Raw genomic sequence first — 12,154 nt, forward strand, 5'->3', positions numbered from 1 at the left:
TTAGTTCTCCTCGGTCTCGGTCGCAGCGGAACCATTGTCGGCAAAGTTCCAGCCGGCAAGGCGGTCCTTCGCGGTATCGATGTCCAGGTAGTTCTCCTCGCCGTCCATGAGTCGCGTAAAGGCGGTAAAGAGATAGTGGGCATCGGTGGGGCCAGGCGAGGCCTCGGGGTGGTACTGGACCGAGAAGCACGGGGCGTCGAGCAGCTGGATGCCCTCGGCGGTGCCGTCGTTGAGGTTCACATGCGTCAGGCGAATGCGACCAAAGCGCTCGTTCATCACGACCGGCGCGATTCCGCGGCGCACCCAGACGCGCAGATCTCCATCGGCCGCATGCTCGGTCTCGCCGCCGGAAAACTCGGGGACAAGCTTGCCCAGGCTGGGGAACAGCAGGCCGAAGCCGTGGTTTTGCGCGGTGATCTCCACGCGGCGGCTCACCAGGTTCATGACCGGCTGGTTGCCACCGCGGTGACCGAACTTAAGCTTTTCCATCTGGGCGCCGCAGGCCAGGCTGATCATCTGGTGACCAAGACAAATACCAAAGACCGGCACCTTGCCGATCAGCTGCTGCACCTGCTCGTAGGTCTCCACCACGGCGTCGGGGTCGCCGGGGCCATTGGACAAAAAGACACCGTCGGGATTCATGTCGAGCACCTCACTCGCGGGCGTGTCCCACGGCACGACGGTAAGGTCGCAGCCGGCGCGGACCAGCCCCTCCAGAATACCGCGCTTCACACCGCAGTCGTAGGCGACCACCTTGTGACGGGCAGGAGCGGCAGCCGCAAGTGCAAAGTCATGCGTGGCAGGCAGGTCGACGGCGGCAAAGGCGTGGGGCTCAGCGCAGCTCACGGTCTTGACCAGGTTCTCGCCTACCAGCGTGGGCGCTGCGGCCAGACGCTCGGCAAGCTCGTCGACGTCGAAGATCTCGGTCGAGATAATGCCCATCTTGGAACCATTATCGCGCAGATGGCGCACCAGGGCGCGGGTATCGACACCCTCGATAGCGACGATGCCGTGAGCGCGCAGGTACTCCGGCACGCTGACGGCCGAGCGCCAGTTAGAAGGCGTGGCGCACATGTCGCGAACGATCATGCCGCGCATAGCCGGAGCGCTCGCATGGCGCACGGCGTCGCCGGGGAAGGCCGACTGGACGTCGGTCTCGTCGATACCGTAATTGCCGATCTGCGGATAGGTCATGGTTACGATTTGGCCGGCATAACTCGGGTCGGTCATGACCTCAAAGTAACCCTCGAGCGAGGTGTTGAAGCAGACTTCGCCGGTCGCGGTGCCCTCGGCGCCGCATGCACGTCCATAAAAAATGGTCCCATCCTCAAGATACAGGATGCAGGGACCACAGGTGCCCTTGCTGGTTTTGGCCAGCATACGCTGGCAAAGCTCGCTGGGCGCGAAGGTGCGGGCGGCAGCGCCCGCGGTATGGTTGTTCGCCATAGTTCTCCTTCCCGGTCTCACAGGACCGGCTTAAAGGTGTGTAGTTAGGCCTCGCGGTATTGTAACCGTAAGCATGCCTCATGGCGTTAATTTCATCGAAATGTTTACGAAATGATAATTATGACTTTCTATGCATAATGATTTTTCTAGGACGAGGATTAAAAATCATCCCGCGGGGCTTGTGGCTCACGCGGGATGATGGCGTCTTATTTTTTCTTGTCCTGCTCCAGCAGTTCGGACGGTGTGCGATCGGGCTTGCCGCCGCGGAAAATCTCGCGGCCATGCAGACGATGTTCCAGGTCACGCTCGGCCTTTTCCTCGTCAATCTTGGTCTGGCTCACCACCGGGTCCTCAATCAACGACGACACCGAGTTCACCTGCTTCTGAATGCGCTCGGCGATGGTGTCATCCATACTCACGATGCGCATCTTCCAGTCGATACTCGTGGCGTTGGATGAGCTCTTGGTCCACACGAACGTCAAAATGGCGCTCTGGTGGCCCCGCGCGGGGAACATGCCAAAGAAGGAATCGTGCTGAATGTTGCTATCCTCGTCGATATAGGCGTGAACGTTATACACCACGCGGTCGATCTTGTCGTTGAGCAGCGCGTTGGTCGCAAGCGCCGCGGCCTGGATCTGCCCGTTGGACAGCAGCTCGAGCTCGTTGGCAGACGATGTGTCCAACACCGTCACCTCGACCGTGCCCGTACGCTCATCGGCTTCATCGACGGTAAAGTCGAGCGGGAACTGCGTAAAGCCGTTGCCCCATTCAAGTCCACCCTTGAGCGCGGTCGAAACGGTATCGACCGAAACGCTCTCGGACAGGTTGGCGGTGTTCAGACGACGCATCACGCCGTAGCCAATCTGCATGCCCACGATCAGCACCAAAATACCGATGACCACGGCCATCGCGGTCTTCGTAATGGTATGGCTCACCTGCGAGCCCGAAGGATCGTCCTCGGACAGCGGGTCGATATGTTTTGCCTGGCTCGCGCGGTCCTCGCTGCGCAGCTGCGCTAGCGCCGCTTTGTCACCGCGCTTGGCCGCAGCCTCCTTCTCACGCATGCGCTCGGTACGCTTTTTGGCGAGCGTGGGATCCAAGACGCCGGATGCATCGATTTCGGAGAATAACTCCGTCACTTCTTCCGGAGTCAAAGGGTTCTTGTCAGCCATAAACTTCCTGTCATATCAATCAGTCGAGCTCGTGCGCACGCGCACCTTCGAACTGCATTCGATAGTAACGGGCATAGGTGCCGCCACGGGCGAGAAGCTCCTCGTGCGTGCCACGCTCCACAACGCGACCATGCTCAACGGTCGCAATCTCATCGGCATGCTTAATGGTCGAAAGACGGTGGGCGATGATAATCGTGGTGCGGCCGCGTGCCAGCTCTTCGAGTGACTCCTGCACCGCCTCCTCGCTCTCGTTATCCAAAGCACTCGTCGCCTCGTCCAAAATCAGGATCTTGGGATTCTTGAGAAACACGCGCGCGATGGCAACGCGCTGCTTCTGTCCGCCCGAAAGACGGCTGCCGCGCTCGCCCACCACGGTGTCGTAGCCCTGCGGAAGCGACTCGATAAAGGCATCGATGTTGGCGCGACGGGCGGCCTCGGCGATCTCTTCTGCCGTAGCGCCCGGCTTGCCGTAGGCGATGTTCTCGCCAATCGTACCGTCAAATAGATAGACATCCTGCTGCACCAGGCCGATGGCGCGGCGCAGGCTCTGCTGCGTCACATCGCGCACGTCCTGACCGTCGATGCTAATGGATCCGGTAGCCACGTCATAAAAGCGCGGCAGCAGCGAACAGGTCGTGGACTTGCCGCCGCCCGAAGGGCCAACCAAAGCGATGGTCTGCCCGGGCTTGATGGACAGGTCCATATGGTCGATAACGGGACGCTCGTCGGCATAGCCCTCGCCCAGCTCGACATCCTCGTAGTTAAAGCACACGTCGTGATACTCCACGGCGCCAGCAGTCACCTGCAGATCCGTAGCGCCCGGCTTGTCCTGGATATCCGGCGCGGTCGAGAGCACCTCGTCCATACGTTTAAAGCCGGCGATAGCCTTCTGATACGTTTCGGCCGAATTGACGAGCGTCTCAAGCGGCGTGCAGAACAGCGAAATATAGAGTGCAAAGGTCGCCATATCGACCGCCTGCAGCTGTCCCTTGGCGACCAGCCAGCCGCCCAGCAGCACCACGATCACATAGAGCACACCCGAGAGCAGGCCATACGTCGCGGTATAGACGCCCATGGCGTGATACATGTTCTCCTTGGACAAAAGGTAGCGGTCGTTAGAGGCACGGAACTTGGCACGCTCGGTCTCCTCGTTGGCAAAGCTCTTGACCACGCGCATGCCCGCCAGAGAATCCTGCAGCTGTGCATTAATGCCGCTGATCTTCTTGCGGTTGTCGCTAAAGACCTCGCGCATGCGCATGTTCTGCCAAAACATGACGACCGCAAACGCCGCCGTCACCACGGCCATGGCAAGCGCCAGCACCGGAGCGATGGTAAAGAGGATCACAAACGAGCCGATAATCTCGATACCGCAGATGATGATCCACTCGGGTACGTGATGCGCCGCCTCGCAGATATCGAACAGGTCGTTGACCACGCGGCTCATCATGTCACCCGAGCTGTTGCGGTCGAAGTACGCAAAGCTAAAGCGCTCATACTGGTCGAACAGGTCCTCGCGCATTTTGGACTCCATGCGCGCGCCCATCACGTGGCCCCAATAGCTCACAAAGTAGCGGCAGGCGCAGCGGACGGCATACATCAGCACCAAGCCCACCGCGATCATGCCGAGCGCCTGCATAATGGCAGCCTGACCCTGAGTAAATAGCCCACCGGTCAAATTACGCAGAATAATAGGAAAAGCAAGGTCAATGGCGGCAAGCACCAGAGCACAAACAGTATCAGCAACAAAAAGCCCCATCTGGGGCTCGTAATACGAAAGAAACCTCTTCAGCATGTGATCCTCAAAGAAATATCAGCAACGTAAGGCCCTGGGACAAAGCAATCAGTAGTACTTGTCCCAGGGCTATCCCCACTCGTTAAAGCTCCGTGCCCCCAAGGCGGTGTGCGATGCTGTCGCAGGCCAAGGCGCCCACGACGGTCTTGGCGTCTTCGATCTTGCCGTCGAGTACGGCGTCGATCAGCTCATGCAGCGGCACCAGGTCCACGTTGACAAACTCGTCATCATCGGGGTTGGGCGCATCAAACTCGAGCTTGGTAGCCAAGTAGATGTGGATAATCTCATCGCAAAAACCACAGGACGTGACAATCGACGTCAAAAAGCGAATGCGACCAGCCCTAAAGCCCGTCTCCTCATGCAGCTCGCGCTTGGCGCAATCGAGCGGGTCCTCGCCTGGATCGAGCTTGCCGGCGGGAATCTCGACCGTCACGCGGTCGATGGCGGTGCGGTACTGACGCACCAGTACGATCTTGCCGCTCTCGGTCAGTGCCACAACAGCCGCCGCACCCGGATGGCGAACGATATCGCGGGCGCTGCGGCGACCGTTGGGCAGCTCAACCTCAAGACGGTGGACGTCGAGGATCTTGCCCTTCCAGGCGCACTCCTCCGAAAGAATCTTCTCGTGCAGCTCGGCATCGTGCGGGTCGTCATCGCCCAGCACCAGCGCCGGCTCGTCAGCGACCTCGCCACCAGGCTCGCCCTCGGCGTGCCCATACATGCGGCTGTCCTCTTCGACGATCTGCGCGTCCACGAGCTCTTCGTTCTTCTCGTCCATCCGTCTCATCCCTCTCGGACTTTAGGCATCCCAGGCGTCGCGGCCACGCAGCGCGCGCAGGCCGATGTCATGACGCAGGGTCTTGCCCTCAAAATCAATCTTCTCGCAGGCCTCGTAGGCAAGGTTGCGAGCGTTCTCGAACGTGTCGCCCAGCGCGGTCACGGCAAGCACACGACCGCCGTTGGTCACGAGCTGACCGTCCACCACGGCGGTGCCGGCATGGTAAACGGTCACGTTCTCCATGGCCTCGGCGTCGGCGATGCCGGTGATGACCTTGCCTTTCTCGTAGCTGCCGGGGTAGCCCGCGCTCGTCAGGACAACAGCCACGGCCCACTCGTCACGCCAATCGAGCTCAATCTGATCAAGCTCGCAGTTGGCGCAGGCGAGCATAACCTCGACCAGGTCGTTCTTAAGGCGCGGGAGCACGACCTGCGTCTCGGGATCACCAAAGCGGGCGTTGAACTCCAGCACCTTGGGGCCGGCGGGGGTGAGCATAAAGCCGCCATACAGGCAGCCGCGGTAGTCGATGCCCTCGGCAGCAAGCTCGGCAATGGTCTGCTCCATGACCTTCACCATCGTGGCGTGCTCCTCATCGGTCACGATGGGCACCGGGCTGTAGACACCCATGCCGCCGGTGTTGGGACCCTTGTCGCCCTCGAGCGCGCGCTTGTGGTCCTGCGAGGTGGCCATAGGGCGCACGGCCTTGCCGTCGGTAAAGGCCAGCAGCGAGCACTCGGGACCAACGAGCATCTCCTCGATAACCACGGTGTTGCCGGCATCGCCAAAGGTGCCGCCAAAGCACTCGCGCACGGCCTCTTCGGCCTGCTCAAGTTCGGTCGCCACGATAACGCCCTTGCCCGCGGCAAGGCCGTCGGCCTTGACGACCAGCGGGGCGCCCTGCTCGCGCACGTAGGCGAGAGCCGAAGCCTCGTCGGTAAACGAACCATAGGCTGCCGTCGGAATGCCCGAACGCTCCATGAGCTGCTTGGAGAACAGCTTGGAGCCCTCCATCTGGGCGCCCTCGGCACCCGGGCCAAAGCAGGGAATACCCGCCGCGCGCACGGCGTCGGCCACGCCCGCCACGAGCGGAGCCTCGGGGCCAATTACCACGAGTCCGCATCCGTGGCTCTGCGCAAACGCCGCCACGGCCGCAGGATCGCAGTCGTCGAGAACAACGTTCTCGCCGCAGCTCGCGGTGCCGCCGTTACCCGGCGCGATGTAGAGCTTGCCGGCGCGCGGTGATGCCGCGAGCTTAGCTGCCAAAGCATGCTCACGGCCGCCGCTGCCCAACAACAGGATGTCGATGGTTTGAGTGTCCGCCTTCAAGGGTGCCTCCTCTATGGATGAACGGCCCGCTCCGCGCGAGCCCTTTGCAAGCAAATATACCCCTCGGCCGCCCGTCCGGGCTGCAAAGGGGTATATCGCAATAACCAAATAGTCCCGATTACTTCCAGAATCGGTTGATGATCTGCTCGCGACCAGCGCCAACGCCAATGAACGTCACGCGGGTGTGTGCCAGATCCTCGATAAACGCCACGTAGTCCTGAGCCTCCTGCGGCAGCTCCTCAAAGCTGCGGCAACCGGTGATATCGCACTTCCAGCCAGGGAGCTCCTCGTAGATGGGCTTGGCATGCTCAAAGCGCACCTGGTGTTCGGGCACGCTCGTGTAACGCTCGCCATCGACGTCGTAGGCAACGCACACCTTGATGGTGTCGAAAGCCGAAAGCACGTCGAGCTTGGTCACGGCGATGTCAGTGAGGCCGTTGACGCGCGAGGCATAGTTGGCGATAGGGCCGTCAAACCAGCCGCAACGACGACGGCGACCGGTGGTCACGCCGTACTCATAGCCCTCCTCGGTCAGCGTGTGGCCGGCCTCGGACTCATAGGAAAGCTCGGTGGGCATGGGGCCCGAACCGACGCGGGTGATATAGGCCTTCATGACGCCCAGCACGCGGTCGACGTTCTTCATGCCCACGCCAGAGCCGGTGATGGCACCGCCGGCGGTGCAGTTGGAAGACGTCACGTACGGATAGGTGCCGTGGTCGATGTCGAGCAGCGTCGCCTGGGCGCCCTCAAACAGCAGGTTCTTGCCCTCATCGATCATGTTGTTGAGCAGCAGGCTCGTCTCGGTGATGTAGGGACGCAGGCGCTCGGCCATCGGCAGGTACTCGTCGCAAATCTGGTCCACGGTGTAGGTGGGCAGGTTGTAGATGAGCTCGAGCTCGGGGTTCACGCGGGCGAGAGCGGTCTCCAGCTTGTCGCGGAACAGTGCCTCGTCCAGCATGTCCTGCATGCGCAGGCCAATGCGCGCCATCTTGTCCTGATAGCACGGACCGATGCCGCGCTTGGTGGTACCGATGTTCTTCTTGCCGAGCTTCTGCTCAAAGGCGCCATCCAGATCGATGTGGTACGGCATGATGACATGCGCGTTGCCGCTAATCTTGAGGTTCTTGGTGGTGATGCCGTCGGCCTCGAACATATCGATCTCCTCAAGGACAACCTTGGGGTTGACGACGCAGCCGTTACCGATCACCGACACGTGATCGGAATACATGATGCCGGAGGGCACCTGGTGCAGGCCGTACTTCTTGCCGTTGACGACGATGGTGTGGCCGGCGTTGTTGCCTCCCGAGTAGCGCACGACGGCATCGAAGTCGCCGGCGACCAGGTCGCAAATCTTACCTTTGCCCTCATCGCCCCACTGGGCACCGACCAAAACGGTTGACGGCATGTTTACTCCTTACATTCATGGACTGTCTACGCGCCACGCCGGCACGCAGAAGCACAAAACATTCCCAGTATACCCGTGCAACGGGCGCCTGTCCTACTCCTCGGCATGTGCCCCATCAAGCTCATAGAACTTGGTGGATGCCGGCAGGAACATCAGATCGACGTCGCCGATCGGGCCCGAACGGTTCTTGGCCACGACGATACGCGTAACGCCCTCGTCGGGTCGATCGTCGCGCGAGGCCTCGGCCTCGTCGGCGGAGCGGTCCAAGAACATAACGATATCGGCGTCCTGCTCGATGGAGCCCGATTCACGAAGGTCGGAAAGCTGCGGGCGCTTGCCGGTACGGGATTCGACCTGACGCGAGAGCTGCGACAGCGCGATGAGCGGGATCTTGAGCTCCTTGGCCATGATCTTCAGACCACGCGACATCTCCGAAACCTCGACGGTACGGCTCTCGGAGCGGCGTCCCGGCGGAGGACTCACCAGCTGCAGGTAGTCCAGGATGATGATTGCCTTCTCCTTGTTATGGAGCATGCGGCGGCTCTTGGCGCGAATCTCGGTCACTGTGGTGCCGGGCGTATCGTCAATCAGAATATCGAGCTTGGACAAGGTCTGCGTGGCCTCGTTGATATTGGCCCACTGCTCGGGGCTAATGCGGCCCATGCGGAAGTCACTGATCGAGATCATGGCGTAGGCGCAAATCAGACGCTGGGCAATTTCTTTGCCCGACATCTCCAGCGAGAAGAAGCCGACGGTATAACCGGCAGCGGCAGCGTTGAGCGCCAGATTCAGGGCGAACGACGTCTTACCCACAGCAGGGCGGGCGCCGATAATGATGAGCTGGCCCTCGCGGAAGCCCATGAGCATGCGGTCGAGTGACGGGAAGCCCGTGGGCACGCCCGCAGCCTGACCACCGGCCTGACACACTTCCTCGGCCTCGTTATAGGCCTCAACCATAAACTCGGTCAGCGTCTTGTAGCTCGACTTGACCTCGCGTGCCGTGACCTTGAGCAGCTTGCTCTCGGCTAGCTCCACGACCTCTTTGGTGTCGGTGGGGGCGTTATATGCCAGCGCGTTGATCTCGTTGGTGGCGCCGATCAGCTCGCGCAGCATCGAATCGCGACGAACGATGGCGGCATGGTGCTGCCAGTTCACGAGCGACAGAGTCTGACCCATCAGCTCCAAAATGTAGGCCTCGCCGCCCACGGCATCGAGCTTGTTGATGCTTCGCAGGTAATCGATCAGCGAGATGGAGTCGATGGGAATGCGCCTGTTGTACATATCGACCATCGCGGTGTAGATGGTCTTATGAATGGGCCGGTAGAAATCATCGGGCTGCAGCTCGACCTGGGCCTCTTCGACCACCTCGGGCGATAGCAGCATAGCGGCCAGTACATTGGCCTCTGCATCTTGGTTTTGGGGAAGACCCAACTTTGAGCCGCGGTCCTCGACCGTCAGCCCCGTCTCCCTATCGTCATATGCCATGAGCATCCTCATTCATATCGCTTGCGAGCATCCATAGTATCAGCCACGGTCCCAAAACGCGCCGCGCGCCGCCAATCATCACCGAACCAAACGGATGAACGGTCCTGTATATAGGACTTCGACGCAACGTTCACCATGACACTCACTCAGCGCAAAAAACAAAAGGGCGCCCTGGTTTCCCAGAGCGCCCTTCTTAGAACAAGATTGTTGCGTTGCAGCAAATGCTACTCGGCAGCAGCCTCAGTCTCGACCTCGGCGGTCTCGGCCTCGGCGACCTCAGCGGCCTCCTCGACCTCAGCCTCGGCAGCGAGCTCCTCGGCGGTAACGCCGACGAGAACGACAACCTCGGCCTTGATCTCGCGGTACAGCGAGATGGCAACGGTGTGGGCACCGGCAACCTTGATGGGCTTACCGAGCTCGACGCGCTTGCGGTCGATGTCCATACCGAGCTGAGCCTTGATGGCGTCAGCGACCATAGCGGCGGTAACGGAGCCAAAGAGGATGCCCTCGTCGCCGACCTTGACGTCAACGGTGACCGTCTTGCCCTCGAAGGCAGCCTTGGTCTCGTTGGCGGTAGCCAGACGGACGGCCTCGCGCTTGGCGATGTTGTTGCGACGCTCGTCAAGCTGCTTGAGGTTGCCCTTGGTGGCGGCAACAGCGAGCTTCTTGGGGAACAGGAAGTTCTCAGCGTAACCCTGAGCGACCTCTACGACGTCACCCTCGCCGCCCTTGCCCTTGATCTCATCGAGAAGAATAACCTTCATGATGCGTCTCCCTTCTTAGCCGCGGTCGCGGTTGCCACGAGAGGAAACCACGGGGACGGTGTACGGCAGGAGAGCCATCTCGCGGGCGCGCTTGATGGCGTTGGCGATGTCATGCTGATGCTGCGTGCAAGCGCCAGTGACGCGACGGGGCTTGATCTTGCCACGGTCGGTCATGTACTTACGGAGAAGCTGAGTGTCCTTATAGTCGATGAACTCAGTGTTCTCCTTGCAGAACTGGCAGTACTTACGACGCGGCTGACGTGCAGAAAAATCATTAGCCATGTCAAAATACCTTTCATTTGGCAACTTCGGCGAACCGAAGCCGCCTCTCACTCAAAAATAGGTGAACAACCCTTAGAACGGGATGTCCTCATCGTAGACGTCGACCGCGGGCGGCGTAGCCACCGGCGCGGCAGGACGTGCTGCGGGCGCGGGAGCTGCGGGGGCGTAACCGCCCTGATCGTAGCCACCCTGGCCACCACGGGAGCTCATAAACTCGATCTCATCGACGATGACCTCAAGCTTGCTCCGGCGCTGGCCGTCGCGCTCCCAAGAGCTGTAGCGCAGCTTGCCCTCGATCGCGACCTTGTTTCCCTTTGCCAGGAAACGGCTCACGGCCTCGGCGCGGGTGCCGAACATGGTGCAGTCGACAAAGTTGGGATAGTCCTCCCACTCGCCAGTCTGCGCGTTGCGGCGACGATCGTTCACGGCAACGCCAAAGGACAGAACCTGGGTTCCGCCGGCGGTGGCGCGCAGCTCGGGATCGCGGGTGAGGTTACCGGTGATGTTCACTCGATTGATGCTCATAACTCACTACTTCCTCTTGGGGCACAAGCCCAGTCCAAAACGACAGTCTTACTCCTGGTCGTCGCGACGGACGATCATGTGGCGGACCACAGCGTCGGTGATGCGCAGGACGCGATCAAGCTCGGCGATCTGGGTAGGATCTGCGTGGAAGTTGATGAGGGTGTAGTCACCATCGGTGAGGTCGTTGATCTCGTAGGCGAGCTTGCGCTTGCCCCACTCGTCAACGGAGTCGACCTTGCCAGCGCCCTCAGCGATCGTGGTATCGATACGCTTCATAACAGCGAGACGAGTCTCGGGGTCGAGCGACGGGTCAACAAAGAACAGCAGTTCATAAGCCTTCATATTGTCACCTCCTCTGGGCAAATGTGGCTTCAGGTCGTGAAGGTGCGCCTGAAGCAGGAAAAGACTTGGTAATAATATCTTTCAACCTCCTAGGCTGCAAGAATATGCAGCTACAACCTCATGACCTCCACATATGCCCATACTCGCACGACGTTTCATGCGCATTCCAACCAAATGCTGACCAAAAGCTTGACGGATCTGTGGACAAGATACGGTGCCGTGAGGACAAGCTGAGCCAAGTCGCAGGTCAACGGGCGCATGGTTGTGGTCGCAAAATGCATACCAGTGGCCCACAGCACCACCCAAAGATTTTTAAATTCATTGCCAAATCGCTTATAAATACCCCTTTTGAACAATTGAGTTGATCAACTACGCTGGTCGGAAGCCGTTTTTTGGCATCTCAAACCCCGCTGCAACGCCAAACGCGGCCAAGCGTTTTAAAAAATGCCAACTTTTCTGTTTGCACTTTGCGATTCCTCGTGTATACTGACTTTCGCATTTAACGGAGAGTTGTCCGAGTGGCCGAAGGAGCACGATTGGAAATCGTGTAGGCGTCAAAAGCGTCTCCAGGGTTCAAATCCCTGACTCTCCGCCAGTTAATTCCAAAGCAGGCCTTCGAGCCTGCTTTGTTTTTACCCCACGCGGAGGGGTGGCAGAGTGGTTGAATGCGGCGGTCTCGAAAACCGTTTGGCCTGTATAAGGTCACGAGGGTTCGAATCCCTCCTCCTCCGCCATTTTGGTTGAGAAAGCTCCCAGATCGGGCTTATAGGACAAAATGTGTGTCCATGTTGGGGGCATCGGCGCAGGTCGATGCCCCTTTTTCAGCCGTTTAAATTC

General features: G+C 60.0%; 11 protein-coding genes and 2 tRNA genes. 2 read left to right on the forward strand and 11 right to left on the reverse strand.

Going from position 1 to position 12,154, the window contains the following annotated elements; genetic code table 11:
- From carA to rpsF, 11 genes are all read right to left on the reverse strand, one after another.
- On the reverse strand, positions 1-1,446 hold the full coding sequence (gene carA / locus AB5Z25_RS08525; protein WP_368135309.1) for a glutamine-hydrolyzing carbamoyl-phosphate synthase small subunit: 1,446 nt from the start codon (positions 1,444-1,446) through the stop codon (positions 1-3).
- A 206-nt stretch (positions 1,447-1,652) separates the two neighbouring features.
- Entirely contained in the window at positions 1,653-2,618 is a 966-nt protein-coding gene (locus tag AB5Z25_RS08530) for a hypothetical protein (RefSeq protein WP_006235822.1), read from the reverse strand.
- A 19-nt stretch (positions 2,619-2,637) separates the two neighbouring features.
- Positions 2,638-4,410, reverse strand: a complete 1,773-nt coding sequence (locus tag AB5Z25_RS08535; RefSeq protein ID WP_368135310.1) for an ABC transporter ATP-binding protein — start codon at positions 4,408-4,410, stop codon at positions 2,638-2,640.
- Between the two features lie 82 nt (positions 4,411-4,492).
- Entirely contained in the window at positions 4,493-5,188 is a 696-nt protein-coding gene (locus AB5Z25_RS08540) for an NUDIX domain-containing protein (protein ID WP_227790603.1), read from the reverse strand.
- Between the two features lie 21 nt (positions 5,189-5,209).
- A complete protein-coding gene (gene purD / locus AB5Z25_RS08545) occupies positions 5,210-6,514 on the reverse strand; it encodes a phosphoribosylamine--glycine ligase (protein WP_368135311.1) in 1,305 nt (434 codons plus the stop codon).
- Between the two features lie 118 nt (positions 6,515-6,632).
- The gene (locus tag AB5Z25_RS08550; protein WP_117746931.1) at positions 6,633-7,919 is read right to left on the reverse strand and encodes an adenylosuccinate synthase; all 1,287 of its coding nucleotides are present in this window, start codon (positions 7,917-7,919) and stop codon (positions 6,633-6,635) included.
- 93 nt (positions 7,920-8,012) lie between these two features.
- Entirely contained in the window at positions 8,013-9,410 is a 1,398-nt protein-coding gene (gene dnaB, locus AB5Z25_RS08555) for a replicative DNA helicase (protein ID WP_368135312.1), read from the reverse strand.
- Between the two features lie 218 nt (positions 9,411-9,628).
- Positions 9,629-10,168 carry a 50S ribosomal protein L9 gene (gene rplI / locus AB5Z25_RS08560; protein ID WP_138113615.1) on the reverse strand — a complete coding sequence of 180 codons (540 nt, stop codon included), beginning with the start codon at positions 10,166-10,168 and terminating at the stop codon, positions 9,629-9,631.
- Positions 10,169-10,183: 15 nt separating this feature from the next.
- A complete protein-coding gene (gene rpsR, locus AB5Z25_RS08565; protein WP_006235829.1) occupies positions 10,184-10,450 on the reverse strand; it encodes a 30S ribosomal protein S18 in 267 nt (88 codons plus the stop codon).
- 72 nt (positions 10,451-10,522) lie between these two features.
- Complete coding sequence (locus tag AB5Z25_RS08570) at positions 10,523-10,975, reverse strand: single-stranded DNA-binding protein (protein ID WP_006235830.1); 453 nt, start codon at positions 10,973-10,975, stop codon at positions 10,523-10,525.
- Positions 10,976-11,023: 48 nt separating this feature from the next.
- Complete coding sequence (gene rpsF, locus AB5Z25_RS08575) at positions 11,024-11,317, reverse strand: 30S ribosomal protein S6 (RefSeq protein WP_006235831.1); 294 nt, start codon at positions 11,315-11,317, stop codon at positions 11,024-11,026.
- Between the two features lie 504 nt (positions 11,318-11,821).
- Here rpsF and AB5Z25_RS08580 point away from each other — a divergent pair.
- Both AB5Z25_RS08580 and AB5Z25_RS08585 read left to right on the forward strand, forming a co-directional pair.
- Positions 11,822-11,912, forward strand: a tRNA-Ser gene (locus tag AB5Z25_RS08580).
- A gap of 48 nt (positions 11,913-11,960) precedes the next feature.
- Positions 11,961-12,051, forward strand: a tRNA-Ser gene (locus AB5Z25_RS08585).
- Positions 12,052-12,154: the final 103 nt, after the last annotated feature.

This window comes from Collinsella aerofaciens (genome assembly GCF_040910325.1).
GTDB lineage: Bacteria > Actinomycetota > Coriobacteriia > Coriobacteriales > Coriobacteriaceae > Collinsella > Collinsella aerofaciens_BL.

Bases quoted from the DNA above. Each gene is read 5' to 3' on its own strand.
- carA (WP_368135309.1), bottom strand. From the start codon at position 1,446: ATGGCGAACAACCATACCGCGGGCGCTGCCGCCCGCACCTTCGCGCCC.
- AB5Z25_RS08530 (WP_006235822.1), bottom strand. From the start codon at position 2,618: ATGGCTGACAAGAACCCTTTGACTCCGGAAGAAGTGACGGAGTTATTC.
- AB5Z25_RS08535 (WP_368135310.1), bottom strand. From the start codon at position 4,410: ATGCTGAAGAGGTTTCTTTCGTATTACGAGCCCCAGATGGGGCTTTTT.
- AB5Z25_RS08540 (WP_227790603.1), bottom strand. From the start codon at position 5,188: ATGGACGAGAAGAACGAAGAGCTCGTGGACGCGCAGATCGTCGAAGAG.
- AB5Z25_RS08550 (WP_117746931.1), bottom strand. From the start codon at position 7,919: ATGCCGTCAACCGTTTTGGTCGGTGCCCAGTGGGGCGATGAGGGCAAA.
- dnaB (WP_368135312.1), bottom strand. From the start codon at position 9,410: ATGCTCATGGCATATGACGATAGGGAGACGGGGCTGACGGTCGAGGAC.
- rplI (WP_138113615.1), bottom strand. From the start codon at position 10,168: ATGAAGGTTATTCTTCTCGATGAGATCAAGGGCAAGGGCGGCGAGGGT.
- rpsR (WP_006235829.1), bottom strand. From the start codon at position 10,450: ATGGCTAATGATTTTTCTGCACGTCAGCCGCGTCGTAAGTACTGCCAG.
- AB5Z25_RS08570 (WP_006235830.1), bottom strand. From the start codon at position 10,975: ATGAGCATCAATCGAGTGAACATCACCGGTAACCTCACCCGCGATCCC.
- rpsF (WP_006235831.1), bottom strand. From the start codon at position 11,317: ATGAAGGCTTATGAACTGCTGTTCTTTGTTGACCCGTCGCTCGACCCC.